The sequence below is a fragment of the Rhodococcus mengyinensis genome, assembly GCF_048381435.1.
Taxonomy (GTDB): Bacteria; Actinomycetota; Actinomycetes; order Mycobacteriales; family Mycobacteriaceae; genus Rhodococcus_F; species Rhodococcus_F opacus_D.
Genome location: NZ_JBLWIT010000056.1, coordinates 29,433 through 54,695 on the forward strand (window position 1 = coordinate 29,433; position 25,263 = coordinate 54,695).

Sequence of the window (25,263 nt, forward strand, 5' to 3'; positions counted from 1 at the left end):
GTCATCGGATCGTGCGCATCGGCGAGGCGGCGGTATACCTGAACATGTCGGTGGGGGTCCGGAAGGCCGCGTCGGGGGTCCGGTTACCGTCTCGGCGGACGGGTTCTGTTCAGCGAGTTGTCGATTGGGAGGATCTCGACGTGTACCTGGTCGGCCTGCACCGGAGAGTGTTCGGGCCGACAGGGCGGAAGCGTTGTACTGCCAGGTGTCCGGCTCGACCGGGCAGGAATCCTCGCGCGCCAATCAGGAGAAGATGCTGCGTGTGAGTGCCACCGGCACCGTGTACCGGGTCTACACCGATCGTGGTTCAGGTCTGAGGGAGACCCGGCCGGGACTGAATCGGATGCTCGACGACGCAGCCAGGGTCATTTCACGGTGCTGCGAGTGGTGTGGCGGGATCAGTTGGCTCGGTTTGCCGGTGGCGTGGATCGAGCGTTACCTGTCGGTGGTCGGCGTTAAGGTCGAGGCCCGGCGTGAATATGAGGACACGTCGCTGGTAGAGGAGCTGTTGGATGACTTCATGGCAGTGCTCGCTTCGTTTTCCGGCCGCTTCACCGATTGTGGTCGAAGCGGAGTCAACGTCGGCTTCTTCGGCGATGCGCCGGCACGGTGGGAGAGGGGCTAGCTGATGGCCGATGCCGGATTCACTGCGCTGCGGCAGTTCTCGTTCACCACCCGCCCCTACCTGGCTGTCGATGACGCGACCGGTGCGCCGATCGGGCTCGACGACGTCGACGTTCGTGTCGGGTGGATGCTCGGCCTGATCTCGGGCGCCGAAGCGCACCTGCTGTCGCGGCTGTGGCAACCGGCCACCTTCGATGTTCTCGCTACCGGTCGTGACAGCCACGGCCGGAAACTCCCGAGGCACGGGCATGTCGCGGCTGCGCGTCTCGGCTGGACCCCGCATTACCCGGACGGTGTCTACGTTCCGTCGCGTGTCACGCGGGTGGTGACCGCGCAGGCGGTAGGCACTTTGCGGGCTCTGTCATACCGGGATACCGCGATCACGGCACTGTCGGCCCGGTTCGACCCGGCCACCGGCCGCCTCGCCGCACCCACGACGGCCGCGGAGTACGTCCCGCCCGGATTCGCCCGAGGCGTGGTGCGGCAGCTCACCGCGCGCTCACACCGCACCGCCGGCCCGGCAGAGGAGCGCCTGCGGATCACCGACGTGCAAGCGCCACCCCAGACCTCGGCGATGGCTCGGCTTTCCGCAGCGGATCGACAACTCGCACACCTCACCGTCACCGACGCCGTCATGACGTTGACCGTCACACTGCCCACCACCCCCGCCCCGGAAGGACGCGCCCAGTGGCGACGAGTCCGGATGACCACCGCGATCCCACCGCACCTGCACCGGCGGCCGATCACCGAGTGGCATCTACCGACCCTGGTCCTCGACCACCGAGGTCTGCTGTTGCGGTGCGCCGCCACCGACACGGTCCCCGCCGCCGATCTGACATCGGGAACGACCGCAGTGGGCGTGGACTGGTCCCCGTCCACACTCGGTGCCGCCGCCATCGTGGCAGAGGAACCGGCCGGGTTGTCGTCGGATTACCGGGGCTGGACCTACGACGACCGAGGCCTCGGGATCAAGCTGGCCCGCCTACAGACCGAAGGTCAACTGCTGCACCGCAAAGCTGCTCGCTTGACCCAGCTGGCCGCGACCGCACCCCCCGAGGTCCGAGCACAACTCGACGCGAAGATCGCCGTCCTCGACGGGCACCGAACCGCTGTCGGCGTCAAACGGGGAAAGATCAACCGGGAACTGGCGTTTCACTTCGGCCGCCAGGTCACCGACTACGCCGCCGCGGCGGGGGCGACGGTGATCGCGGTGGAAGACCTCACCACCCTCGAAACCCGCGGGCACGGGCGCGTGAACAACAATCGGGCAGCGCAATCAGCCCGCCGCAAAGCCGTCGACGCTCTCACCCACACCGCCGCCGGTGTCGGTGTGGCGGTGGTGTCCGTGCCCGCACGCGGATCCTCGGCGTTGTGTCCGGGCTGCGACGAACCGCTCACGCGGCCGGGTGGTTACCACCGGGCATGGTGTGTGCGGTGCACAGTCGGCGGAAATCGTGACCATGTGGCGGCCGTGAACCTGGCCAAACGGGCATTGCTGGGGCGCGGACAAGTCATTCGGAAGCGCGGGGAGAATCCGCAGATCCGGGTGATCGAGCATGCGCCGGTGCGCCGATGCCGCGACAAAATGTGTCCCACTCCGAGCCGGCCGCGGCATCGCCGTGTCCGTCGTAGTGCTCCCGCCGCGACACCGCCGGTGGGGGTGAATCAGATAAAGATTGTTCCTGCGCCATAAGCGTCGGTGTGGGACACGGTAGAACCCGCAACACCGCAGCGAGTTACGGGTAGCCGTGAAGTACATCCATCTCCCACGCCAGCCACGTCAGTGGTAGGAAGTATGAGATCTATGTAGACGCTTGGTGGGAGGATCTGCCCGACCTCCGGGAATTACCCGGCGATCAGCTCCCGCCAGAGCGCCTCGTCGAACTTGCCGCCCTTGCCGGGCGTCAGTCCGGCCGCCAACGCGGGTGCCAGGTATTCCGGATGGTCTTGCGGTCGATTCCCAGGGCCGTCGAGATCTGCAGCTAGGACCGGCCGGCATGTCAGTGCCGGAACAACTCCATCAGATCGGTCATCGTCCACGTTCTCCTTGCCACCGTCAGGCCCCTTCCCGGGCCCGTTGTCGGTGGCCCAGTCAGGAGCGAACCTGCAGCAGCGCCGGAACCCCGGCCGACACGCCCCGAGGGTGGGGAATTACGTGACGGACAAACCCCTAAACCTGGGGAATTACATGACCGCTTACAGTCACCGCGCCCGACGCGGCGAGCACGGACTGGCCGCAGATCGCGATCCTGGACCCCGCCACCGGTCTGGTCGGCCCGCACGGGCCGGTCCCGCTGCTGGACGTGTTCGAGGGCCGCAGCCAGTTGATCGCGTACTTCCACATGTGGCACGCCGGCCACCCCGCGGCCGAACAATGTGAGGGCTGCACATTCTTCAACGGCCAGGTGCGCGAGCTGTCGTACCTGCACTCGCGCGACGTCACGTACGCCACGCTGTGCCAGGGACCGTACGACGTGAGCGTCCGCTACCGCGACTTCATGGGTTGGGACGTGCCATGGTATTCCGCGCAGGATGCGGCGGATGCCCTGCTCGGCGATCGCCCACGGTCCCCGGCGCCTCTGGTCTGTTATCTGCGACAGGATGACAGGGTGTTCGAGACGTTCTGGACCACCGGCCGCGGTCTGGAACCGATGGCTCCGACGTACGGGTTGCTCGACATGACCGCGTACGGCCGTCAGGAAACGTGGGAGGATTCGCCGAGCGGTTGGCCCCAGCATTGGGAGCCCGGCACGGGGGACATCATGCGCACCGACGGACGGCCCACCGCGCAATGGTCCCGCCTCGAATCCGGACGCTCCGACGACGTCGGCGCCACCGGGCGCTGACGCCACTGATCACAGTGCGGATGCGGCGACGTGTTCCCGGCGCGTGAGCACGAGCGCCGCGCCGTCGGTGATCGCGATGGTGTGTTCGCTGTGCGAGGTGCGCGATCCATCGGCCGAGCGGATGGTCCACCCGTCGGGGTCGTAGACGATTTTGTCCGTGCCGGCGGCGAACCACGGTTCGAGGGCGAGGGTCAGTCCCGGGCGCAGTGTGAGTCCCCGGCCCGCACGTCCCGTGTTCGATACGTGCGGATCTTCGTGCATGGTTCGTCCGAGCCCGTGACCACCGAACTCGGTGTTGACCGGGTACCCGTACTCGGCGGCGACCGCGCCGATCGCGGCAGAGATATCGCCCAGCCGGTTGCCGGGTACGGCGGCGGCGATGCCGGCTGTCAGGGCCTTCTCGGTGGCCGCGATGAGGCGCTCGTCCTCGGGTCGTGGATCACCGACGATGATGCTGCGGGCACAGTCGGCGACCCACCCGTCGATGGACACTGCGATGTCCATGCTCAGCAGGTCTCCGTTCTGCAGCACGTAGTCGTGCGGCAGGCCGTGGAGTACGGCGTCGTTGACCGACAGGCAGATGACGTTGCGGAACGGCCCGCGCCCGAATGACGGCGCGTAGTCCCAGTAGCACGACGTGGCGCCGCGCTGGGCGATCAGCTGGCGGGCGCGTTCTTCGAGCTCGAGCAGATTCACACCCGGGCCCGCGCGGTGTTCGAGATCGTCGAGCAACTCGGCGATGAACGTGCCGGTGACGTCCATCGCAGCGATCTCCTGTGGTGTTTTCAGTTCCAGCACCAATTACTCCTCCTGATAGGCCAAAATCGGTATTAAAATACCACCCTAGACGATGTATAGGTATTTTCATACCGCTGCGGAGTTAGACTGCTCGCATGGTGCGTCTTCCTTTGACTCCGGAACAGCTGGCCGCAGGTAAGCGCCTCGGTCTTCAGCTACGGCAGGCGCGCGGGGATCGCACCCTCGCCGAGGTTGCGCAGGAGGCGGGGATCTCCCCGGAGACTCTGCGCAAGATCGAGACCGGGCGGATGGCGACACCCGCATTCACGACTGTCGCGGCCCTCGCCCGGGTGCTTCCCCTGTCGCTCGACGAGCTTGCCGACATCTGCCTTGCCCGTACCGGCCTCCGGCAAACCGGGTAGCAATTCTCCAGCCCGAGAAGGGATCTCACCGGGTGTGCTGCCGGAGTGCGGTGATGGCGCCGTGCGGCCTGTGGCCGCTCCCCGTTCGTGTATGGGTCTCGATCACCTCGAAGCCGGCCGTGACCAACTCCTGGCCGAGTTCCGCCACGGGCCACCGATAGGCAGTGGTCACGGCATGGTCGAAGGTCTCTACGGTTGCTCCTTCGAAGAAGCCCACCAACAACCCGCCGCCCGGCCGAATCACGCGCGCGAACTCGGCGAGCGGAGTCCGGATGTCCTGCGGACTGTGGTGAATGAGCGAGTACCACGACAGCACACCACCGAGTGATTCGTTCGCGGCGTCCACTGTCTCGAAGCCGCCGATGTCGAAGGAGAGGTGGGGATACTGCAGGCGAGCTCGTTCGACGAACTCGGGAACCAGATCGATCCCGCTCGCCGCCAGTCCGCACTCGGCCAAGAAATCCGTCCACTGCCCCGGACCACACCCGGCGTCGACTACCGGACCTGTCAGGGTGGCGGCCCAGCTGCGCACCAGGGCCCGATCGGAGGGGTGTGTCGAACTCACGGAGCCGAAGAGGTCCGTGTACTCCTGGGATCTGGCCGAGTAGGACTCTCGTATCGTGTCGCATGGTGCGGCGCTCGTGTTCTCCATGCCGTCGATCATTGCGGAAAGTCGAGCGCCATCCCTGGAACGTTGCGGCCGGGATGGCGAAGATCAGGGCTGAAGGACGTACTTCCCGCGTACGCCGCCCCGCGCGACCGCGCGGTGGGCGTCGGCCACCCGATCGAGCGGTACGACGGCGTGCACCCGCGCCGTCAGGTGGCCGCTCGCAGTGGAGTCGAGGAGCTGCGCGAGCCGGGCACCGTCGGGCTGCGCCACCAGCACCCGGACGGTGACTCCGCGTTCCTCTGCCGGTGCCGCGCCAGGCTGCACGCCGACGAAGAGGCCGCCGTCGCGAACCAGTGTGAGGCCCTGTTCCTGGAGTGCGGCGCAGTCGGCTACCGCGTCCCAAGCGCGCGCCGCCTGCGTGGTGAAGTCGGCGCCGAGGCCCCGGACGAGTCTCTCGTCTTCGGCGCGGGCGAGTCCGGTGACCCGCCAGTCGCGGTCCTGGGCGAGTGTCACGACGTACGCCCCGACCGCCCCAGCGGCCCCGGTCACCAGCAGGCTCCGGCCTCCACCGTCACCGAGCAGGTCGACCAGCTGGTCTCCAGCCAGGCCGTTGAGCGGAACCGTTGCGGCGGTGGTCAGGTCGAGGCCGTCCGGCACCGGAGCGGTGTCGCTCGCCGGGACGGTCAGCTGCTCGGCGTACGTGCCGAAGTCGCGGTCGAACCCGGCGACCAGCCCCGCGACGCGGCTGCCGACAGGGATGTCGACGTCCGGACCAGCCGCGGTGACGGTACCGGCGAAGTCCCAGCCCAGGCCGGTGTGGTCGGGTTGGGCGATCAGCCCGAGCCGGTGGAACACCCCGGCGGCGAGCGCCAGGTCGACGGGGTTGACCGCGGCCCCGGCGATCTCGACCCGGACCTGGCCCGGCCCGGGCTCGACGACGGGTACGTCGATGATCTCGATGGAGTCGGGACCGCCCGGGGTGCGGACGACGGCGGTGCGGAAGGTGGTGGACATGTTGCCTCCTGTGGACCGGGATTTGTGCTGCAACTCCACGATGGAGGGGTTACTCTCCAATGGGAAGTACGCACTTCAGGGTGCGTAGGTCACCGCACGGGAAGGAGCGGTCGATGCCGACAACGACGGCGGCCCAGGAGCGGGCGCAGGCGAAGGTGGAGTACGAGGCGTTCCTGGCGACCTGCCCCAGCCGCCAGCTCCTCGACCGGATCTCCGACAAGTGGGTGACGCTGGTCCTGGCCGCGCTGGGCAGCGACGGCCCACACCCGGGCGAAGACTGCGTCGGCGAGTCGCGGCGGATGCGCTACTCGGAGCTGTCTCGCCGGCTGGCCGGAGTCAGCCAGAAGATGCTCACCCAGACGCTGCGCTCCCTCGAACGCGACGGCCTGCTCACCCGCACGGTGACGCCGACCGTGCCTGTCACGGTCACCTACGAGCTGACCGACCTCGGACTCTCGCTCCACTCCGTCATCCGGGGGATCAAGGCGTGGGCGGAGGCGCACATGGACGAGGTGCTTGCCAACAGAAACTCGTACGACACCCGCGTCGGCTAGCGTGCTGAACCTAACCACTCACAGGGAGCGGAGCACCCTCGAAGCGTTCGCGGAGGGTGGATTCGGCGTACTCGTGCCGGAAGATCCCCTTCGCGCGGAGGATCGGCACGACGTGATCGACGAAATCGGTGAGCCCGGAGGGGAATCCGTCCGGCATCAGGTTGAATCCGTCCGCCGCGCCCGCCAGGAACCATTCGTCGATGGTGTCGGCGATCTGTTCGGGTGAGCCGACGACCAGCCGGTGGCCGAAGCCGCCCGCCTTGCGAAGCAGTTCGGTCACCGAGTACCGGCTCTCGAGTGCCAGCCGCACGACGGCCTCCCGGAACCCGAGCGAGCCGGAGAACGACGGATCGACCGGGGCGAGAAGCAACTCCTCCGGGATCGGCCGGTCCGGGTCGAGCGAGCTCAGGTCGACGCCGAGCATGCCGCCGAGCCGTTCGGCGGAGAAACCGTCGGCGGCCTTGGATTCCCAGTCCTCGTACCGGGCGATCGCCTCGGCCTCGGTGCTACCCACCACCGTGACGAGCCCGGGAAGGATCTTCACCGCCTGGGGATCCCGACCGGCTGCGCGGGCGACATCCTTCACGTCCCGGTAGTGCTGACGCGCGGAGTCGAGCGTGAGCTCCGCCGAGAACACCGCGTCGGCGCTGCGACCTGCCAGCGCGCGGCCCTGCGGTGAGCCGCCGGCCTGCACGAGCAGGGGGTGGCCCTGCGGCGACGGCGGCACGGGCAGTGCGCCGTGAACGTGGAAGTACTCCCCGTCGTGGTGCACCGGGACCCGGGTCGTCGCCGATTCCCACAGCGCGGTGACGACGTCCACGAACTCCGTGGCCCGGCGATACCGCGACTCGCGGTCGGGAATCCGGGAGAGACCGAAGTTGTGGGCGGTTCCGGCGTGGAACGTGGTCACCACATTCCACGCCACCCGTCCGCCGGACACGACGTCGAGGGAGAGGAATCGGTCCGCCAGGTCGAACGGATCGTTGAACGTCGTCGACGCCGTGCCGATCAGCCCGAGGTGTTCCGTCGCGCTCGCCACCACCCCGAGCACGGTGGTGGGTTCGAGGGCCCGCGTCGGCTTGACGGCGGGATCCTCGCGGAGCGCAGGACCGTCCGCGAGGAACAGCGCGTCGAGGGTGCCGCGCTCGGCGATTTTCGCGACCTCGGTGTAGTAGTCCGGGTCGATGAACGACGTCGGGTGCAGGTCCGGAGCCCGCCACGCGGACGGGTGGAAACCCACGTCCAGCACGTTGACGTTGAGGATGACCTCTCGTTGCGCGGGCATCAGCCGGCCGGCTGCGCGGCCGCGCCGTCGATGTTGGTCTGGCTGCGGTCGGTGGCCCGTGCCGATTCGATGCTCTGCGCCACCCGGGAGAAGAACGGGTCGCTGTCGATGAGCTGGCCGATCCGCGGGTCGTGGTAGGTGTCGAGCAGCGGCGCGAAGTCGGGGTTGTCCTTGTTCTTCTCGTTGATGACGACCTCGATCCAGTACAACTCGTACGCGGGGGCGTTGAAGACGATCTTGTCGTCGGGGACGTCGGCGAGGTCGAAGTTGGACCGCCAGCCCAGTGCCAGGTCGACGTCGGGCAGCGTGCGCGGCAACTGCGCCAGCGCGGCCTCGGTGAACTCGAACGACTTCGGGTTGTCCTTCACGTCGCGGATGGTCACGCGCGACGGGTCGACACCGTCCTTCAGGGTCAGCTGGCCGAGGTCCTGCAGGGTCTGCAGTGCCTGCGCCTGATTCGACGGGTCGTCGGGGATGGCGACCTTCGCGCCCTTCGGGAGATCCTCGAGTTTGCCGTACTTCTCGGAATAGCCCGAGAACTTGAGGACGTACCAGTCTCCGGCCGCATACAGTCCGAGGTTGCCGTCCTCGTTCTGCACGCGCATCCACTCCTGATGCTGGCTGTGGTTGGCGTCGATGTCGCCCTGGGAGACCGCGAGATTCTTGAGCTTCGAATCCTCGATCTGCACGGGTTCGACGGTGATGCCGTGGTCGGGGGCGAGTTTCGCGACTTCCTTGGCGAGCTTCTCGTCCAGGATCGATCCGGCGGTGTATCCGATCTTGAACGTGGTCTGCGGGCCGTCGCCCTCGGTTCGGTCGTTGCCCCCGGCCGCGCCGCACGCGGTGAGGAGGAGAAGCAGGGTGGCCGTCAGTCCGCCTGCCGCCACAGCACGGGCGCGCGTCACCGAGCGGGGTCGAGTCGTCATGGGTGTGTCCTCTGATCTGGGTGAATGTGAAGGAAGGCTCAGCGCCGGTTGGTGAGGCGGGCGGCCAGGTCGCCGACGAGCTGGATGACCTGGACCAGTACCACGAGCGCGATGACCGTCGTGATCATCACGGTGTTGTCGAAACGGTTGTAGCCGTAGGCGATGGCGAGGTTGCCGATGCCGCCTGCGCCCACCGCTCCCGCGATCGCCGACATGTCGAGGATGCCGATCAGCGCGATGGTCAGGGCGCCGATGATCGTCGGGACCGCTTCGTGGAGTTGCACTTTGCGGATGATCTGAAAGTTCGACCCGGCCGAGGCCCGGCCCACTTCCACCACTTCGGGGGGAACGTCCCGCAGCGAATTCTCGATCAGACGCGCGACATACGGTGTCGCGGCCAGCGTCATCGGAACCGCCGCGGCCTGCACCCCGAGCGACGTGCCGACAATGAACCGGGTGAACGGAATGATGGCGGCCATCAGCACCAGGAAGGGAAGTGATCGGCCGAGGTTGACCACCCAGCCCGCCACCGCGTTCACCGCCGGGTTGGGGAACAGCCCGCGGGGAGCGGTGTTGTGCAGGATGACCGCCAGCGGAGTGCCCAGCAGGATGGCCAGGATCACCGTGATCCCGACCATCTGCACGGTCTGCTGCAGGGCGGGGAGGAACAGCTCGGGAAGTTCCTCGACCGGAGTCGAGATGGCGAGAACGACAGTGCCCGGGGCGCTCATGCCGCGGCCTCCTCTGTGGTACGCGCGGATGCGGCGGCGTCGACCCGGGTTCCGTGCAGGCCCCACGACGACAGCAGGTCGCCGACGGACGGATGCTCACCGGCCACCGAGATGGTGACCCGCCCCGCCGGGCGTCCGCCGACCGATTCCACGGTCCCGGACAGCACCCCGATCGACCGGCCGGTGGCCTTGCCGAGAAGTTCGATCCAGTTGGTGGGTACGGTGTCGGAGCCGTAGGTGACGTGCCAGAGCACGTCCCGGTCCGCCGCGGTGATGTGGGAACGGTCGGGGAGGAGGCCGACGCCGAGCTCGGACCGGGGATCCCGGAGGAGTTCGATCACCGGGCCCGATTCCACCACCCGCCCCGCGTCGAGGACGGTGACGACGTCCGCGACCTGCCGGACGACATCCATCTCGTGGGTGATCAGCACGATCGTCAGCCCGAGGTCATCGCGCAGTTCACGAAGCAACGCGAGGATCGATCGCGTGGTGTTGGGATCGAGCCCCGACGTCGCCTCGTCCGACACCAGGACCTTGGGGGCGAGTGCCAGCGACCGGGCAATCCCCACGCGTTGCCGCTGCCCGCCGGACAGCTGCCGGGGGTAGAGGTCGGCCTTGTCGGACAGACCGACCCGCTCGAGCAGTTCCGCCACCCGTGCCCGCCGCTCGGAGCGGCCCACACCGGCGAATTCGAGGGGCAGGGCCACATTCTCGGCCGCCGTGCGACGGGCGAGGAGGCTCGACGCCTGGAAGATCGTGCCGATCGCGCGACGCTGATCCCGGAGCAGGCGTTCGGACAGTCCCGACACGTCGGTGCCGTCGAGCAGAATGCGGCCCTCGGAGGGACGCTCCAGCAGGCTGATGATGCGCGACAGCGTGGTCTTGCCCGCACCGCTCTGGCCGATCACCGCCGCGATCTGGCCGGTGCCGACGGAGAAGTCGATGTCGTGGAGCACTTCGACGGAACGGGATCCCTTCCCGAATCGTTTCGTGACGGAACGGACTTCGATCATGCTGAACCACCTGTGTCGGATGACGGCACCTCGGGTCGGCCGTCGGGACGGAAAATCCCGGCCCGCGGACGGGCCGGTGGATTCCGGAAACGATAGGCGTGAGTGAACGGAAAGTCATGCCTAAGAATCGACTTGATCAGAAGGGCGGCTAGTTCTGCGCGCCTGGGTAGACCGGACGGCGGTGGGCAGGCGCCGGCGCCGGTTCAGGCAGCCGCAGCGTCGCCCGGAGCGACCGCTGCCGGTACCCGCGTGGCCGAGCCGGCCTCGGCCACGCGGCGAACCCGGCGTCGAGGTCGGTGACGGTCGCGATGTGACCGTCCACCTCGGTGGCGCCGGGATCGTCGACGACGAACAGCAAGGCGCGTTCGCGCACAGCCTGCCCGTGACGGTCGACCTGGCTGCCGTCCAGCACGACGATGTCGGAAACCTCGGCGGCGGAGACGATGTCGTCGCCGTCCTGCGCCCACCACGCGACGGGAATCTTCTGCTGCGGCGGGGTGGGCACGTTGAGGGGGCCGGCGATGTCGAAGACCCCGCGGTGGTCGGCGTAGACGATCCGGTCGGAATCCGCGAAACGCACGTCGTGCGGGCGCCCACGGATCGTGTCGGCCGGCCAGCTCTCCCACAGCGTGCGGGAGGCGTGGATCGCATCGGTCGTGGCTGCGGGACTCGGCCTGGCATCGATCCATACCCCCGCCGAAGCCAGGTTTCCCGGCGCCGATCGGTCTTCCACACCGGTGAGCCAGCCGACCCGGCCGCGGCTGGTGTGATCGAGCGATGCGAGCCGGCGAGCCAGGTTGTACGGGTGGTCGAGGTGGGGAACCGCGGTGACGAACACACCGACGTCGTCGGTGGCGGCGATCAGTGCTGCGGCGGACACGCTGGGCGACAGGGCGGCGGTGGGCCGCGGAGCGGTCCGCGACACCCGCTCGACGCCGAGCAGGACGAAGTCCGCGCCCGTGCGGGTGATGAATGCGGCGAGTTCGTCGATCCGGCCGCGGCGAATGGCGTCGACGAGCAGGCGCTCACCGAGTGCGAGTCCGTGGAAGGTCCTGCTGCGCTGGATCACACTCATCGGAGGTCTCCCGTTGTCGGTTCGAGGGTCTGCTGTCGTGACTCCAGGTCAGCGGTCCTGCTGCCGGATTGTCAAGGGGTATCTCCTGAGAAGAGGGTGGATGTCGCGAGGGTGAGGGACGTCAGTCACAGGATCACCAGCAACATCGATACGGACGCACTGCGCCGGAGGACGCTGGACCGCGGATCCCGCGGGTCGTACCACAGCCAGAGGGACTGTCCGACAACGAATTCGCCCCTACCTGCGTCGGACAGCGAGGCGCCGAGCGTCGATCCGGGATCGAATGTCCGCCGCTGACCGACGAATTCGTCGCTTCCGACCCGATACGAGTAGGTGATCGGCGGTCGTACATCGACGACCGAGCACTCGGACCCGGTCCACGACCGGGATCTCCACAGCGCGAGGACGCCCGGAACCCCACGGAACAGGAGGAACGCACCCGCGATGATCCAGACGGTGATCACACGGGCGACGGTACGGCCCGCGTCGGTGTGTCGTACAGCCTTCTCCGCAGCGTGAGCGGAACAAGGAACCTGCGCGTCTCGTTCGATTCCCGCTCCGCACATCCACGACTTCGGCAACGCGGCCAACTCCGTGCCCTGGTTCTACGAGACGTGGACGGAACGCAAGTGACTGATGATGGGGGACAAAAAGTTTCATGTTGCCACACGTCCAGAATCAGACTGAGCGCAACGCTCGTCCCGTGAGCGATGCTCTGGGAAGGTAACGACTATCGCGGAAAGGGGAACCGTCATGAGCCGACATTCCGTCGTCGGACTGCACGTCGACGCCGCAGTCGTCACCGAACTGCTCGACCCGAGGCAGCCGGCGCGGCAAGAAGAATTCGGGCGCGGCATCGACGAGTCGGGAATCGACTTCGTCGTTCTCGGCGGTGACCGCCTGGACGCGGGGCAGCCGAGTCACGCGACGATCGATGCGACCGTGGCCGCCACCGTCCTGGCACGTCACACGACGTCGGTCGGACTGGTGGTGGCCGGTGCCCCAGTCCGCGATCACCCGTTCAATCTCGCGCGCCGGCTCGGCTCGCTCGACCACGGATCCCACGGCAGGGTCGGCTGGCTGATCGGGTCAGCCCCGGTGGACGCGGCGGTCGATGCCGTGTCGGTGGTCCGGAAGTTGTGGGAGAGCTGGCCGGCCGACAGCATCGTCGACGACGCCGAGCGCGGCATCTTCGCGGAATCCGAGCGGATCGTCTACATCGATCATGCGGGCACGTTCTCCGTGTCGGGCCCCCTCAACGTCCCCGAGCCACCGCAACGCAAGCCGCCCGTCTTCTGGCGCCCCGCGAACGAGGCCGAACTGGTGGCGGCGCGGCGCACGGCCGACGCCGTGATCCTCGCGGACGAGGATGCGGTGCGCCGCTATCGGGCGCACTTCGACCCCGATGCCGCCCGTGACCAGGTGTTGCTGATCGACCGGCACTGGGCGCCCGGCGGCGTTTCCCCTCTGGCGACGGAGGCCGACGGTGTCGTCTTCCGAGTGTCCACCACGGCAACCCTGCCCGCCCTGCTCGGCGCGGTACGGCGGGAACCGATCCTCCAGGACCCGCGGCGCACCCTGCGTGACCGCCTGGGCCTGCAGGCGGCGGAGACCGTACTGTCCGGCGGCCGCAGCGCGTTCCCGGTCAGCTGAGCATTCCACCGAAGACAGGAGATTCACCATGACAGCGGTATCCGAGGCCCCCGCGCCGGAGGCGGTGCGTCCGCCGGCCCGCGGCTCCGCCGAACTTGCGGCTGTGATCGCCGAGATCGCCGAGGACGCCGCGCGGCGGCGCACCCGTGGCGGGACCGAGGGCCCGCAACGGGCCGTCGAGTTGATCCGCGAACACCGGCTCGGGGCCGTGCGGGTGCCGCGGGAACACGGCGGCGGTGGCTACACCTTGCAGGATCTCTTCGATTTGGTGATCGACCTCGCCGAGGCCGATCCCGATGTGCCACACATCGTCAGGGTCCACTACGCGTTCGTCGAGGAAGTGCTGCGGGCCCCACGCACGGAGCGCAAGGACGCATGGTTGCCGGAGATCCTGTCGGGCACACTGTTCGGTGGCGCATCCTCGGAACTGAGCACCCGCGCCGTCGGCTCCTACAGTTTCGAATCCACTCTGACACCGGATCCCGGCGGATACCGCCTGAACGGGGTCAAGTTCTACAGCACCGGTTCGCTGTACTCCGATTTCATCCGGGTCTCCGCCAACCTCCCGGACGGCAAGGCGCTCAGCGCCATCGTTCCCGCCGACCGGGCGGGCATCGTCCACAAGGACGACTGGGACGGAATCGGCCAGCGCCACACCGGCAGCGGGACGACGGTGTTCGAGAACGTCGCCGTCGAGGAGCCCGAGACGCTGCCGTTCCGCGGTGGCGACGAGGAGACCCGGCCGCGGCAGGCGCTTCCCCAGTTGTACCTTCATGCGATCGCGGCGGGCATCCTCCGCACCGTCACGACCGAGTCCGCCGAGCTGATCCGCGGCCGGGGGCGCAGCTTCGTGTTCGCAGTCGCCGAGGAACCACGGCACGACCCGCAGTTGCTCGAGATCGTCGGAACCCTCTCTGCGGCCGCCTTCGCGGCGGAGTCCGTGGTCCGGGCGGCCGCCGCAGCACAGGATGTGGCCGCGGACGTCGCGCGCACCTCCGGCGTCGACGCCCGACTCGAGCAGGAGGCCGCGCTACTGGCCGCCAAGGTGAAGGTCGCCATCGAGGACATCGCGCTCCGAGCGGCCACCCGACTGTTCGAGGTCGGCGGCGCCTCGGCCACCCGGGAGTCGGCGCACCTGGACAGGCACTGGCGCAACCTGCGAACCCTGTTCTCCCACAACCCGACGGTGTACAAGGCGCGGGTGATCGGCGACCTCGTGGTCAACGAGACCCCGCTTCCGGACACCGGATTCTTCTGATTCGGAAGGCACTGCCGTGAGTAGATCCCGACGCCAACTGGTGCTCAACGTGAACGTGCTCGACGTGGGAATCGCCCCCGGAGCGTGGACGCTCGACGACGTGCACGCGCACTCGTTCGTCGACCTCGATCACTTCACCAGGATCGCGCGGATCGCCGAGCGTGGCACCCTCGACGCGTTCTTCCTCGCCGACGGTCCCGGCTTCTGGGAGAACCCCCGGGTGAAGCCGACCCGGGCGCTGGAACCGTCGGTGATCCTGGCGGCCGTGGCGACGGCCACCGAGAACCTGGGCCTGATCGGGACCGCCTCCACCACGTTCAACGACCCGCGCGATCTCGCCGAGCGCTTCCTCTCCCTCGACTACCTGAGCGGCGGCCGGGTGGCGTGGAACGTGGTCACCACGTATTCGCCGACGGCCGCGGCCAATTTCGGATTCGACCAGATTCCGGACCGCGACTACCGCTATCGCCGCGCCGAGGCGTTCGTCGGCGTGGTGATAGCGCTGTGGGAGAGCGCCCGGAGCGGTGTCCCGGTGTCGCATCACAGCGAATTCTTCGACGTCGACGGCGTATTGCGGGTGCCGTCGTCGGAGCAGGGGCAGCCGCCCCTCATCCAGGCGGGCGGGTCACCCGCCGGCCGTGACCTCGCCGGACGCACCGCGCACGGGGTCTTCTCCGCGGAGCTGACGCTCGACGCCGGGCGCAGGCACTACAAGCACGTCAAGGACGTGGCGCGGGCGGCGGGCCGCAATCCCGACGACGTGAAGATCCTGCCCGGGCTGATCACGGTCATCGGCTCGACCGAAGCGGAGGCCGTCGATCGACACGAACAGCTCCGCACCCACGTCCCCGCGAAGTTCGGTTGGGACCGGCTGAGTCTGACCCTCGGTGTCCCGCTCGCGGAACTCGACCTCGACCAGCCGATCCCGGCATCGCTGCTGGACGGGCCGCCCGACCCGGCGACGTTCGCGGGTTCCCTCGGGTTCCGCGAATCAGTGGTCGGGCTGGCGCGTGAGCGGAATCTGACCGTGGCCCAGCTCCTTCGCGAGTTGGACGGTGGTGGCGGGCACCGCGCCGTGATCGGCACACCGGGACAGGTGGCCGACACCATCGAGGCGTGGTTCCGCGCCGAGGCTGCTGACGGATTCAACCTGATGCCCGACGCGTTGCCGTCCGGACTCGACACCTTCGTCGACGAAGTGGTGCCCCTGCTCCGCAAGCGGGGGCTCTTCCGTCACGAATACGCGGAGAAGACCCTGCGTGAGCGTTTTGCTGTGCCGCTTCCCGAGTACGGCGCCGCCCGGTCGGCCTGAGTTCGTTCAGACGGTAAGGAGGGGCTCGTGACGTCACCGCGGTCGGGCTCGCAGGCGGTGGAACGGGCGATCGCGGTACTCGCCTGCTTCGAGGGGGCCACCGACCTGACCGTCAGCGCGCTCGCCGCCCGTACCGGGTTGGCCGTCAGCACCGCGTATCGCATCGTGCAGGCCCTCGTCCGCGGCGGACTACTCGAGCGTGACGAGCGGACCGACTGCTATCGGGTGGGGCCGAGCCTGATCTCCCTCGCCGTGCCGTCGCTGGGGCGTCTCGACGCCGAATCGTTCGCCCCGCACCTGTATTCGCTCGCCGCGCATGTGAAGCTGACGACCAGCCTCGGGGTCGCGAGGGACGACGTCGCGGTCACCGTCTTCTCGGCGCGCCCACCCGAACGGTTCTGCACGCATCAGCTGCCCGGGGCACGCCAACCGCTGCAGAGCAGCGCGATGGGGATGGCGATCCTGGCGTTCGGCACGGCGTCCGCACGGCGAAGCAGTTCGGTGACGGCGTCCTCCGACCTCGAACGGGTCCGGCGGCTGGGGTACGCCGCGGCTTTCTCCTCGGAGAACCGGGACGTGCTCGCCGTCGCGGTTCCCGTTCTCGACCCCGAGGGACGGCCCCGAGGCGCGTTGGGGGTCCAGGCACTGCGCCGGCGACTCACCGACGAACTGGTGCGGGAGATCGTGCCGCCGATGCGCGGCGTCGCGGCGCGGATCGGCGCGGGGGCCGGAACCGCATTTCCCGCGTTCCGGTAGGGAAAAACTCAGGGTGAACCTTTTTCGCATTGTGAAAATACCGTTGTAGCACCGTGGTTCGGAATTCGATGATGATCGCGACGTATCGATACAGCCCGAAACCAGGAGTACTCATGACACTCACCACCGCCGCGCCCGCCGATTCGGATCGGACCGCCGACACCGCACTAGAGGTCCGCCCCGTCGCCGGGCACATCGGCGCCGAGATCTCCGGAATCGACCTCCGGAAAGAACTGGCCGACAACGAGGTAGCGCAGGTACGCGACGCCCTGCACCGCTACAAGGTCCTGTTCTTCCGCGACCAGGAGATCGGGCACGCCGAACAGATCGCGTTCTCGCGGAAGTTCGGTGACGTGACGCCGTCGCATCCGTACGACGACGAAGCCCCCGACGGTTTCCCGCAGATCCTCGCCGTCGACAGCCGCAAGTACGAGAAGCGCTTCGGGCGCAAGAAGTACAGCTACGACAACAAGTGGCACACGGATGTCACCGCGCTGATCAACCCGCCTGCCGGCACGATCCTGCGCGCCCACATCGTCCCGGAGCAGGGCGGCGACACCCAGTGGACGAACCTCGTCGCCGCATACGAGGGTCTGCCGGACTCGCTGAAGGGACTCGTCGACGGTCTCCGCGCCGAGCACCGGTTCGGCGGACGGCACCCGCAGTGGGCCGAGGACAGCAGCTACGCCCAGAAGACGCGGGAGAACCCGCTCGTCACCGAACACCCGGTGGTCCGAGTGCACCCGGTGACGGGGGAACGGGCACTGTTCGTCACCCCCGGTTTCACCAGCCGGATCGTCGGGATCTCGCCGTCGCAGAGCGACCGGCTGCTGGACCTGCTGTTCGCCGAGGTGACGAATCCCGCCTACACGGTGCGGTTCCGCTGGGCGCCGGGCAGCCTCGCATTCTGGGACAACCGTGCCACCGCCCACCTCGCGCCCACCGACCTCGACCACCTCGACGTCACCCGCGTCCTGTACCGCACCACCCTCGAGGGCGACGTTCCCGTCGGCCCCGACGGCAAGGAGTCCACGTCCCTCGCCGGTGCGGCGTTCCGCGGCGAGAAGTAGGCGGCTCCGCCGCCCGTGCGTGGCTAACGAGTCTCTGCACTCGTCAACCACTCACGGGCTGCGGAGTGCCCGTCGGAGGGTATCGGCGAACGTGGTGGGGTCGTGAATCAGCCAGCCGTGGCCGCCCGTCACGGTGAGGACGGGCGGATTGCGGAGTGCCTTCCGCATCGACTCGAAGCTGGCGAGCGGAATCGTCCGGTCCCCGCGACCCCAGACGAGGGACACCGGTAGGCCCCGGTCGGCGAGGACACCGAGTTCGTGGCGCAGGTCCGCCCGTCTGGCCAGGTGTGCCGTGCGCCAGACCGCACCGGGATCTCGCAGCGTGTTGGGCAGGAAGCCGTTGACGAGTGACGCGGCCGTGTGGGTGATGGTCCGGATCGACAGCGCCTCACCCAGGGCCGACGCGCCCCAGTCCCACAGCGGCCTGTCGCCGATGGGCCGGATTCCCCAGCCGTCGGACGACCAGGCGCCACCGCCGACGGAGTTGACGAGCACCAGGCGCGCGACCCGCTCCGGAAGGTCGTGGGCAGCCTGAATGGCGACGCCCCCGCCGAAGGAGTGGCCGACCAGTGTGATCGGTTCGCTGATTCCCGCCTCGTCCAGGAACCGTCCCAGCCAGGCCGCGTAACCGGCGAAGGTCCGCGCCTCGGGCGGATGGTCGGGAGTTCCGCCGAAGCCGGGGAGCGTCGGAGTGAGGACGCGGTGCCCGTGCTGGGCGAGCATCGACAGGCTGCGGCCGTACACCCGCGGGGTGAGCCCCCATCCGTGCAGGAAGACGACGGGCGAGCCGCGCCCCACGACGGTGAGGGTCGCGGCGTCCGCAACTGCGGGTTCCCCGAAGATCTCGGGTTCTGAGTTCTGGATCAGTGACACGCCCAACAGCGTGGACGACGCGCATGCCTTCGGTAACGGGCCGAATTGCCTGAAGGCATACCTGTTTCTGGGGTTTCATGACGGACCGGTCGGTTCGAGATCTGATCGTTATATACCTGGATTGCGAAAACAGGTATGTGTATGGGCCATTCGGCCGTTGTCCGCTGAGTCCGTGACCGGGATGTTATCTAACGTCTCGTCCGAGCGGCACTGATGTCGCCGGAACCTCATGAATTGAAGGACTCAGCTCAATGGCCAAGCATAGATTGCGTCGGGGCAATCGTCTGCAGTTTTCGACCGGCAGTCTTCTGATCGCCGCCGGTGTGGGAGTGGGAGCGTTTCTGCTACCCGTTGCTCCCGCTGCAGCGGAGCCGATCACGATCCCAGGGATTGGGACGTTCGAGGTACCAGGCGTGCCGCCAGTGCCTCCGGCTCCGGCTCCGGCTCCGAACCCAGGGCCCCTCCCGGGACCCCTGCCGGCCCCGCCGGCGTTGCCGTCCACCCACGGCGCGCAGGCTCTCGCGGCCGCCGAATCGAAGATCGGATCGCCGTACGTCTGGGGCGCCACCGGGCCGAACGCCTTCGATTGCTCGGGTCTGGTGCAGTGGGCGTACAAGCAGGCAGGCATCTCGGTACCCCGCACCACCTACGACCAGGTGAACGGTGGCTCGCCCGTCGACAAGGGCAGCCTGCAACCGGGTGATCTCGTCCTGTTCAACGGGGCGAACCACGTCGGGCTCTACGCCGGGAACGGCACGGTCGTCCACGCACCCACGTCCGGGCAGCCGGTGAAGCAGGCGCCTCTCGATTCGATGCCGTTCTACGCGGCGCGCCGGTACTAGGCGGCTCCGCCGCCCGTGCGCCTTTCTGGTTGCCAGCGCTACCAAAAAGGCGCACGGGGCGCGAAGCGCCCTACGAGTTGCGGATCAGATCCGACGCCCGCTCACCGATGAGGACGGAGGGTGCGTGGGTGTGCCCGCGGATGATGGCGGGCATGATCGACGCGTCGGCGACGCGCAGTTTGTCGACCCCGCGGACCCGCAGGTCGGGCGTGACGACACTCGCGTTGTCGCTGCCCATGCGACACGTCCCGACCGGGTGGTACAGGGTGTGGGCATTCTCCTGCAGTGCCCGCGCGAGAATCTCGTCGAGTGGCGTGCTCGGCGTGACCGCCGGGCGAATCATGTTGCCGAGCCTCGACTTCAGCGCCGGAGCCGATGCGAGGGCGTCGCACAGGCGCAGTCCTTCGAGCATCGCCCGCCGGTCGACGCCGCCGCTGTCGCTGAGGTAGCGGGGATCGATGATCGGCTTGGCGAGGGGATCCGCCGACCGCAGCGAGATCTCGCCTCGACTCTCGGGTTTCACGAGGATGGTGCCGATCACCGCGGCGTGACCGGTTGCCGGGATGAGGCCCTCGTCGAAGAACGGCGCCGGCCCGAAGATCATCTCGAGGTCGGGCAGTGCCAGATCGTCCCGACTGCGCGTGAAGCCGTACGCCTCGGCCACATTCGAGGTGAGCATGCCGCGGCGACGGGTCAGGTAGTTGAGAAGCTCGGGGATCTTCTCGGCGGTGAACAGCGAGTCCGAGTCGACGCTGTAGCCGAGGAACGACACCAGATGGTCGAGCAGATTCTTCCCGACCTCCGGCAGGTGCTGCTGCACCGCGATTCCGTGCTCGCGCAACTGCGCCTCGTCGCCGATGCCCGACAGCATGAGGAGTTGCGGGGAGTTGATCGCCCCGCCGGCGAGGATTACTTCCTTCGCGGCGCGGACGGTGCGTCGCACCCCGTCCTTCTCGTACTCGACGCCGACGGCGGCGGTGCCCTCGAACAGCACCCGGGTGGCCTGGGCGCCGGTGAGGACGGTCAGATTCTTCCGTTTCAGCGCCGGCCGGAGGTAGGCGTCGGCGGTACTCCACCGGGCACCCCGCTTCTGCGTGACCATGGTCTGTGAGAAACCCTCGGGCCGAGTGGTGTTCGCCCGTTCGACGGGGTAGCCGGTCTCCTCGGCGGCCGCGAGGAATGACCCGGTGAGGGCGCGGGGGCTCCGCTGGTGCGAGACGACGATCGGTCCGCCGGTTCCGCTGTCGGCGTCCGACGCGTCCTGCACGTTCTCGATGCGGCGGAAGTACTTGACCACTTCCTTGAACGACCAGGAGTCGTCGCTGAGTTCGGCCCACTCGTCGTAGTCGGCGGCGAACCCGCGCACCCACATCATCGCGTTCATCGACGAGGAGCCGCCGAGCATCTTGCCGCGCGGCCAGTAGATCGTCCGCCCGTCGAGCCCGGGTTGCGGCTCGGTCAGGTAGTCCCAATCCAACTCACTGCGAAACAGTTTCGAGAATGCGGCGGGGATGTGCGCGAACTTGTCCTTGTCCTCACCGCCGGCCTCGAGGACCACGACCTCGCTGCCGGAGTCGGCGCTGAGCCGGTCGGCCAGCACGGCACCTGCCGAACCCGACCCCACGATCACGTAGTCGGCCACAGACAGTTCCTGATTCATCGTTCATCTCCACTTCGACGAGGGTGAGGGATCGAGGACACGCAGCCCTCATCCACGCAGCGCGGACGCGAAGATCGCCGGCAGCCGGGTCCATGAGGGTGCACCGGCAAATCCTGTCAGCAATCGGCCTGTCGTGGCGGCGGTTCGGTTGGTGACGAACCACGGGGGCTTGGGCGAGATGGACATCTCACGGTTCAGGATGGACCGCGGCGACGGGCGGAACGGGCCGCGGACGACGGTGCGCTCCGGTCGGTCGATGAGCAGGGCGTTGTGCACCACGCCGATGCCGCTCTGGACGTCGTCGAGGGTGTGGCCGGGGAAGGCTCCCCAGGTCGCGGTGGCGGTGAGGTAGCCGACGCCGGTCCACGCGTTGACGGCGATGGTCCCGTAGCGGAGGCTCTCGAGCAGTGAGTCGAACTCCGCGCCCAGTTCGCGGATGGTCTGCGGTGCGGCGACGATGTTGACCCCGAGGGTGCCGATCAAGTCCTCGTTCACGAGGTCGGCGGCGTGTGCCGCGAACTCGGCGCCCCCGTGGGGGAGGTCGATCACGCCGAGCACCGGAGCGAAGTACTCGGTCTGCAGGAGCGGTGCGTAGGCGCCGGGCTCGAGATCGGTGACCAGGACGCGTCCGCCGTTCTCACCCAGGCGTGCGGCGGTGGGGAACGACGCGGTGGCCCCGGCGACCCGGGAGTCGCTGCCGGGGTAGTACGCGGCGCGGTCCGGTGCCGTGTCGAGGGCCTCCTTCAGGGCGGCCACGAACTCGTCGCGCTGCTTCCACTCGGACGACACGACCACGGCCTGCGCCGCGACGCAGTTGTAGCCGCCGTTGTGGAGCCGTTGCGTCGCAATGTGTTCGGCCTGGAACTTGATGTCGGCGCGGCTCCACTCACCGGGCAGCACGATGGTGGGGGACACACCGCCGAGTTCGCTGGAGATGGCCTTGCCGAGGATGGGGTCGTTCGCAGCCTTGCGCCGCGCACCCTCCTCGCCGGTGCCGAACACGATCGCGTCGTGGGTGAGTGCGCTGCCCGTCATGTGCACGTGGTCGACGAGGTCGTGGTGCACCAGATATGTCCCGACCTCCGCGCCGCCGGTCAACAACCGGACCGCGCCGATCGAGATGAGCGGTTCGAGGACCTGCGTCAGCACGGGCAGCAGCCGGTCGGTGATGGGGTTGAGCTTGAGTGCGACGACGCGATTGTGCGCGATCAGTTCGTACAGGGTGTCGAGCGGGGCGATCGAGGTGATGTTGCCCGCGCCCAGGACCACGCCGATGCCCTGAGTCCGCGACGGGTCGCGCTGGGCGAGGCCGGCGTCGCGCTGTGCCGTCGCACGATCGATTCCCGGTTGCAGCCACACGTCCGCGCTGAATCCGCTGAGCAGCAGCTTGTCGAAGATGTTCAGGGGCAGCGCCTTGACGGTGGTGCGGCCGCCGGGGGCGGTGCCGAACGTGGCGCCGTCCAGCGGGCTGGCCCCGGATTCGAGTTTCGCCAGGCTCGCGGACAGCGCCGCGGTGCCGGTGGCCAGCGGGTACGGTCCGGACATCCATTCCTCGCCGACCAGCGGCGACTTCGGGTCCAGCCCCTTGATCGCGACCGCGGCGTCCACCCAGTCGGCGGCGTGCTGCACGGTGAGGTCGTGCACCTGGTCGAGGAGTTTCCTGCGATCGGCGAGGGAGAGGTCGGCCCAGGTCTTCTCGCCCTCGGCGAGGTCGGCGAGGGCGGCGTCGACCTCCGGATGTGGGGAGGCCGCGCCGGGGGTGGTGGAGGTGGCCTCGGGTTCTGAAGTGCTCACTGTGGACAGCTCCGCTCGAGTCGAGTACATGAAGGACCGCGCCGCAGAAACGAAAACTACTGTGGCGTAGAACACTGATTCTCGTCCCAGTTCCGGGCGTCGCGCCATAGGCAGCGGCTGTCAATGTGAACATGCGGGCTATGCCGTCGCACAATAAGGGTATGGCGCGGACCACGCCCGGTGGATATTCTTGCCGGATGACTGTCAGCTCGGATGTCGCGCCGTCGCCCACCGATCTTCTCGGATCGATGCTGGAGTCCGTGGACCAGCTGTCCGAGCAACTCGTCTCGCGCATCCTGTCGGCCGAGCACGGCTACGTGGAGGCGACCCTCCTCACTCCCGAGCAGTTGTACGCGGCGTGCGTCGACAATCTGACGGCGATGCTGGGCAACCTCGCAGGCAGTGCGCCGATCCGGCTCGAGGCGGCGCGCGCGGCGGGACAGTTGAAGGCCGAACAGGGTGTGCCCCTCGCGGCGCTACTCCACGCGTTCCGGCTCGGCGGCCGCCTGATCTGGGACGAACTGATGGACCGCTCGGATGGCCGCGCCACCAATGCGCTGCTCGACATGGCCGCCCAGGTGTGGGCGCTCGTCGACGTCTATTCGGACAGCGCCGCGGAGGCATATCGGGAGACCGCCGACCTGCGCGCCCGCGAGGACGCAGAGTCGCGGGGCCGGCTGATCAGAACCCTGTTCGGTGACCACGCCGCGAACCCGGCCGGTGCCGCCGACGCGCTCCGCACGTTCCGGATTCCGGAGAACAGCACGTTCCTCGTCGTGTCCGTCGAAGCGGCGGCGTCCCCGTCCGCCGCGGACGTCGTGCAGTCGGACCTTCGCGGTGTGGGTGTCGACTCGGTGTGGGACACGGAGGTCGACGGCCGGATCGGACTGCTGTGGGCCGCCACCGCCGACGTACTCGATTCCGCGTTGGACCTCCTCGGCCGCACCGGTCACGGACGGATCGGGGTCAGCTCGATCTTCGGACGTCCTGGCGGGACGAGCCGGGCCGTCGAGCAGGCACGGATCGCGCGTCGCTGCGCCGGACACGGCGGATGCACCCTCACCCGTTACGAGTCGGTGCCGGTGTCGCTGCTGCTGGTCAGCGTTCCCGACGCCGGCAAGCTGGCGTCGAACCAGATCCTCGGACCGGTGCTGGCCCTGCCCGCGGAGGAGCAGGAGAGCCTGCTCGCCACCCTCGACGCCTGGTTCGCCTGTCGCGGATCCACCACCGCGGCGGCCACCCAACTGCACTACCACCGCAACACCGTCCTGTACCGGCTGCGCAGAATCCACACCCTCACGGGACGCGACTTCTCCGACCCCATCGACGCCGCCGAACTGTACGTCGGACTGCGGGCGCACCAGCTGCTCGGACGGTAACCGCGCCGCTCTCGCGGCCGGGGTGTCTTCAGAACTGTCGATTGGCGAGGACCGGCAATGTCTTTCGCACCTGCGCGACGATGTCCGTGTCGATGTCCACCGTGAGCATTCCCGGGCCCGAGTCGAGTTGGCCCAGAACAGCTCCTGTGGGTGACACGACGATGCTGTGTCCGACGCCGAGCGGCGTCGTGCCGTGGGCTTCCTCGCCGGTTGCTGCCGGGTCTGCCTGATCGCAGGCGGCGAGGAATGTGGTGGAGTCGAGGGCGCGAGCCCGGGCGAGAAGTGTCCACTGGTCGACCTTGCCGGGGCCCCTGCCCCAGGATGCGGCGACCACCGTGAGGTCCGCACCACGATCGGCGAGCGTCTGGAAAAGCCCCGGAAAGCGGATGTCGTAACAGGTGGCGAGGCCAACTCCGACGCCGTCGACGGTCACGACGAGCGGCTCGGTTCCCGGTGCGACCGTATCGGATTCTGTGAAACCGAAGGCGTCGAAGAGATGAATCTTGTCGTAGCTCGTGTCGACGCCGCCGCCGGTGACGAGCAGTGTGTTGCGTACTCTGCCGTCCCCGGAGGGGGTGAACATACCGGCGACCACGGTAATGCCGGCTCGGTCGGCGCACTCGCGGACGGCGTCGGCCCACGGCCCGTCGAGCGGTTGCGCGACGTGGGTGAGTGGTCCGCCGAACCGTTGCATGGTGGCCTCGGGAAACACCACCAACCGCGATCCCGCGTCGACGGCGGCCGCCACCTGCTTGTCCAGCATTGCCAGGTTGGCCTCGGGATTCGTCGAACTGGTGATCTGGGCGAGGCTGATGCGTAGCGTCATTA

General features: G+C 68.3%; 24 protein-coding genes and 2 pseudogenes. 12 read left to right on the forward strand and 14 right to left on the reverse strand.

The features are described from left to right. The first annotated feature begins 205 nt into the window (after positions 1–205). The gene (locus tag ACNJ7E_RS11460; RefSeq protein WP_418339920.1) at positions 206–625 is read left to right on the forward strand and encodes a recombinase family protein; all 420 of its coding nucleotides are present in this window, start codon (positions 206–208) and stop codon (positions 623–625) included. A 3-nt stretch (positions 626–628) separates the two neighbouring features. Further along, positions 629–2,434, forward strand: a pseudogene (locus ACNJ7E_RS11465) (zinc ribbon domain-containing protein). A gap of 41 nt (positions 2,435–2,475) precedes the next feature. Here ACNJ7E_RS11465 and ACNJ7E_RS11470 read toward each other — a convergent pair. After that, positions 2,476–2,606, reverse strand: a pseudogene (locus ACNJ7E_RS11470) (integrase); the annotation flags it as partial. 285 nt (positions 2,607–2,891) lie between these two features. Here ACNJ7E_RS11470 and ACNJ7E_RS11475 point away from each other — a divergent pair. Then, the gene (locus tag ACNJ7E_RS11475) at positions 2,892–3,470 is read left to right on the forward strand and encodes a DUF899 family protein (RefSeq protein ID WP_418339962.1); all 579 of its coding nucleotides are present in this window, start codon (positions 2,892–2,894) and stop codon (positions 3,468–3,470) included. Positions 3,471–3,479: 9 nt separating this feature from the next. Here ACNJ7E_RS11475 and map read toward each other — a convergent pair whose 3' ends face one another. Continuing rightward, positions 3,480–4,268, reverse strand: a complete 789-nt coding sequence (map, locus tag ACNJ7E_RS11480; protein ID WP_280782043.1) for a type I methionyl aminopeptidase — start codon at positions 4,266–4,268, stop codon at positions 3,480–3,482. Positions 4,269–4,363: 95 nt separating this feature from the next. Between map and ACNJ7E_RS11485 the strand changes: the two genes are divergently transcribed. Continuing rightward, positions 4,364–4,630 (forward strand): helix-turn-helix domain-containing protein, encoded by a 267-nt coding sequence (locus tag ACNJ7E_RS11485; RefSeq protein ID WP_009474442.1) that lies wholly within the window; start codon positions 4,364–4,366, stop codon positions 4,628–4,630. 25 nt (positions 4,631–4,655) lie between these two features. Here ACNJ7E_RS11485 and ACNJ7E_RS11490 read toward each other — a convergent pair whose 3' ends face one another. Beyond that, a complete protein-coding gene (locus ACNJ7E_RS11490; protein ID WP_280782042.1) occupies positions 4,656–5,282 on the reverse strand; it encodes a class I SAM-dependent methyltransferase in 627 nt (208 codons plus the stop codon). A gap of 63 nt (positions 5,283–5,345) precedes the next feature. Next, the gene (locus ACNJ7E_RS11495) at positions 5,346–6,254 is read right to left on the reverse strand and encodes an NADP-dependent oxidoreductase (RefSeq protein ID WP_418339921.1); all 909 of its coding nucleotides are present in this window, start codon (positions 6,252–6,254) and stop codon (positions 5,346–5,348) included. A 113-nt stretch (positions 6,255–6,367) separates the two neighbouring features. Between ACNJ7E_RS11495 and ACNJ7E_RS11500 the strand changes: the two genes are divergently transcribed. Then, the gene (locus ACNJ7E_RS11500) at positions 6,368–6,808 is read left to right on the forward strand and encodes a winged helix-turn-helix transcriptional regulator (RefSeq protein ID WP_418339923.1); all 441 of its coding nucleotides are present in this window, start codon (positions 6,368–6,370) and stop codon (positions 6,806–6,808) included. 10 nt (positions 6,809–6,818) lie between these two features. Here the strand turns inward: ACNJ7E_RS11500 and ACNJ7E_RS11505 are convergent, their stop codons facing one another. From ACNJ7E_RS11505 to ACNJ7E_RS11530, 6 genes are all read right to left on the reverse strand, one after another. Next, positions 6,819–8,093 carry an LLM class flavin-dependent oxidoreductase gene (locus ACNJ7E_RS11505; RefSeq protein WP_418339925.1) on the reverse strand — a complete coding sequence of 425 codons (1,275 nt, stop codon included), beginning with the start codon at positions 8,091–8,093 and terminating at the stop codon, positions 6,819–6,821. Further along, positions 8,093–9,019, reverse strand: coding sequence for a MetQ/NlpA family ABC transporter substrate-binding protein (locus tag ACNJ7E_RS11510; RefSeq protein ID WP_280782038.1), 927 nt, complete (start codon positions 9,017–9,019; stop codon positions 8,093–8,095). Before ACNJ7E_RS11510 ends, ACNJ7E_RS11505 begins: the two co-directional genes overlap by 1 nt. Before the next feature lie 38 nt (positions 9,020–9,057). Continuing rightward, entirely contained in the window at positions 9,058–9,750 is a 693-nt protein-coding gene (locus ACNJ7E_RS11515) for a methionine ABC transporter permease (RefSeq protein WP_061044416.1), read from the reverse strand. Continuing rightward, a complete protein-coding gene (locus tag ACNJ7E_RS11520; RefSeq protein ID WP_418339927.1) occupies positions 9,747–10,763 on the reverse strand; it encodes a methionine ABC transporter ATP-binding protein in 1,017 nt (338 codons plus the stop codon). The genes ACNJ7E_RS11515 and ACNJ7E_RS11520 overlap by 4 nt, the downstream gene beginning before the upstream one ends. A gap of 148 nt (positions 10,764–10,911) precedes the next feature. Continuing rightward, positions 10,912–11,838, reverse strand: a complete 927-nt coding sequence (locus ACNJ7E_RS11525) for an LLM class flavin-dependent oxidoreductase (protein WP_418339929.1) — start codon at positions 11,836–11,838, stop codon at positions 10,912–10,914. Positions 11,839–11,963: 125 nt separating this feature from the next. Continuing rightward, a complete protein-coding gene (locus tag ACNJ7E_RS11530; protein WP_418339931.1) occupies positions 11,964–12,302 on the reverse strand; it encodes a DUF3592 domain-containing protein in 339 nt (112 codons plus the stop codon). 289 nt (positions 12,303–12,591) lie between these two features. On the opposite strand from ACNJ7E_RS11530, the gene ACNJ7E_RS11535 reads away from it, so the two are divergent. The 5 genes from ACNJ7E_RS11535 (at position 12,592) to ACNJ7E_RS11555 (ending at position 17,887) form a co-directional block, all read left to right on the forward strand. After that, a complete protein-coding gene (locus tag ACNJ7E_RS11535; protein ID WP_418339932.1) occupies positions 12,592–13,491 on the forward strand; it encodes an LLM class flavin-dependent oxidoreductase in 900 nt (299 codons plus the stop codon). Positions 13,492–13,519: 28 nt separating this feature from the next. After that, positions 13,520–14,749 (forward strand): acyl-CoA dehydrogenase family protein, encoded by a 1,230-nt coding sequence (locus ACNJ7E_RS11540; protein WP_418339933.1) that lies wholly within the window; start codon positions 13,520–13,522, stop codon positions 14,747–14,749. A 16-nt stretch (positions 14,750–14,765) separates the two neighbouring features. Continuing rightward, positions 14,766–16,061: an LLM class flavin-dependent oxidoreductase gene (locus ACNJ7E_RS11545; protein WP_280782032.1), complete on the forward strand. Its 1,296-nt coding sequence runs from the start codon at positions 14,766–14,768 to the stop codon at positions 16,059–16,061. A gap of 27 nt (positions 16,062–16,088) precedes the next feature. Beyond that, the gene (locus ACNJ7E_RS11550; RefSeq protein ID WP_280782031.1) at positions 16,089–16,817 is read left to right on the forward strand and encodes an IclR family transcriptional regulator; all 729 of its coding nucleotides are present in this window, start codon (positions 16,089–16,091) and stop codon (positions 16,815–16,817) included. A 113-nt stretch (positions 16,818–16,930) separates the two neighbouring features. Then, positions 16,931–17,887 (forward strand): TauD/TfdA dioxygenase family protein, encoded by a 957-nt coding sequence (locus ACNJ7E_RS11555; protein WP_418339934.1) that lies wholly within the window; start codon positions 16,931–16,933, stop codon positions 17,885–17,887. Between the two features lie 51 nt (positions 17,888–17,938). On the opposite strand, the gene ACNJ7E_RS11560 is transcribed toward ACNJ7E_RS11555, so the two are convergent. Then, positions 17,939–18,766, reverse strand: coding sequence for an alpha/beta fold hydrolase (locus ACNJ7E_RS11560; protein ID WP_418339935.1), 828 nt, complete (start codon positions 18,764–18,766; stop codon positions 17,939–17,941). Positions 18,767–19,011: 245 nt separating this feature from the next. Between ACNJ7E_RS11560 and ACNJ7E_RS11565 the strand changes: the two genes are divergently transcribed. Continuing rightward, positions 19,012–19,602 (forward strand): C40 family peptidase, encoded by a 591-nt coding sequence (locus tag ACNJ7E_RS11565; RefSeq protein ID WP_283331229.1) that lies wholly within the window; start codon positions 19,012–19,014, stop codon positions 19,600–19,602. 70 nt (positions 19,603–19,672) lie between these two features. Here the strand turns inward: ACNJ7E_RS11565 and ACNJ7E_RS11570 are convergent, their stop codons facing one another. After that, positions 19,673–21,262, reverse strand: coding sequence for a GMC family oxidoreductase (locus tag ACNJ7E_RS11570; protein ID WP_280782027.1), 1,590 nt, complete (start codon positions 21,260–21,262; stop codon positions 19,673–19,675). Between the two features lie 48 nt (positions 21,263–21,310). Continuing rightward, positions 21,311–23,056, reverse strand: coding sequence for an aldehyde dehydrogenase family protein (locus ACNJ7E_RS11575; protein ID WP_418339936.1), 1,746 nt, complete (start codon positions 23,054–23,056; stop codon positions 21,311–21,313). 197 nt (positions 23,057–23,253) lie between these two features. Here ACNJ7E_RS11575 and ACNJ7E_RS11580 point away from each other — a divergent pair, with 197 nt between their 5' ends. Further along, positions 23,254–24,435 (forward strand): PucR family transcriptional regulator, encoded by a 1,182-nt coding sequence (locus ACNJ7E_RS11580; RefSeq protein ID WP_418339937.1) that lies wholly within the window; start codon positions 23,254–23,256, stop codon positions 24,433–24,435. Between the two features lie 28 nt (positions 24,436–24,463). Here ACNJ7E_RS11580 and ACNJ7E_RS11585 read toward each other — a convergent pair whose 3' ends face one another. Continuing rightward, entirely contained in the window at positions 24,464–25,261 is a 798-nt protein-coding gene (locus ACNJ7E_RS11585; protein WP_418339938.1) for a carbon-nitrogen hydrolase family protein, read from the reverse strand. Positions 25,262–25,263: the final 2 nt, after the last annotated feature.

Excerpts from the sequence above, each read along its gene's own strand:
- ACNJ7E_RS11485 (WP_009474442.1), top strand. The coding sequence starts at position 4,364 with ATGGTGCGTCTTCCTTTGACTCCGGAACAGCTGGCCGCAGGTAAGCGC.
- ACNJ7E_RS11490 (WP_280782042.1), bottom strand. The coding sequence starts at position 5,282 with ATGGAGAACACGAGCGCCGCACCATGCGACACGATACGAGAGTCCTAC.
- ACNJ7E_RS11495 (WP_418339921.1), bottom strand. The coding sequence starts at position 6,254 with ATGTCCACCACCTTCCGCACCGCCGTCGTCCGCACCCCGGGCGGTCCC.
- ACNJ7E_RS11500 (WP_418339923.1), top strand. The coding sequence starts at position 6,368 with ATGCCGACAACGACGGCGGCCCAGGAGCGGGCGCAGGCGAAGGTGGAG.
- ACNJ7E_RS11505 (WP_418339925.1), bottom strand. The coding sequence starts at position 8,093 with ATGCCCGCGCAACGAGAGGTCATCCTCAACGTCAACGTGCTGGACGTG.
- ACNJ7E_RS11510 (WP_280782038.1), bottom strand. The coding sequence starts at position 9,019 with ATGACGACTCGACCCCGCTCGGTGACGCGCGCCCGTGCTGTGGCGGCA.
- ACNJ7E_RS11515 (WP_061044416.1), bottom strand. The coding sequence starts at position 9,750 with ATGAGCGCCCCGGGCACTGTCGTTCTCGCCATCTCGACTCCGGTCGAG.
- ACNJ7E_RS11520 (WP_418339927.1), bottom strand. The coding sequence starts at position 10,763 with ATGATCGAAGTCCGTTCCGTCACGAAACGATTCGGGAAGGGATCCCGT.
- ACNJ7E_RS11525 (WP_418339929.1), bottom strand. The coding sequence starts at position 11,838 with ATGAGTGTGATCCAGCGCAGCAGGACCTTCCACGGACTCGCACTCGGT.
- ACNJ7E_RS11535 (WP_418339932.1), top strand. The coding sequence starts at position 12,592 with ATGAGCCGACATTCCGTCGTCGGACTGCACGTCGACGCCGCAGTCGTC.
- ACNJ7E_RS11540 (WP_418339933.1), top strand. The coding sequence starts at position 13,520 with ATGACAGCGGTATCCGAGGCCCCCGCGCCGGAGGCGGTGCGTCCGCCG.
- ACNJ7E_RS11555 (WP_418339934.1), top strand. The coding sequence starts at position 16,931 with ATGACACTCACCACCGCCGCGCCCGCCGATTCGGATCGGACCGCCGAC.
- ACNJ7E_RS11565 (WP_283331229.1), top strand. The coding sequence starts at position 19,012 with ATGGCCAAGCATAGATTGCGTCGGGGCAATCGTCTGCAGTTTTCGACC.
- ACNJ7E_RS11570 (WP_280782027.1), bottom strand. The coding sequence starts at position 21,262 with ATGAATCAGGAACTGTCTGTGGCCGACTACGTGATCGTGGGGTCGGGT.
- ACNJ7E_RS11580 (WP_418339937.1), top strand. The coding sequence starts at position 23,254 with ATGACTGTCAGCTCGGATGTCGCGCCGTCGCCCACCGATCTTCTCGGA.
- ACNJ7E_RS11585 (WP_418339938.1), bottom strand. The coding sequence starts at position 25,261 with ATGACGCTACGCATCAGCCTCGCCCAGATCACCAGTTCGACGAATCCC.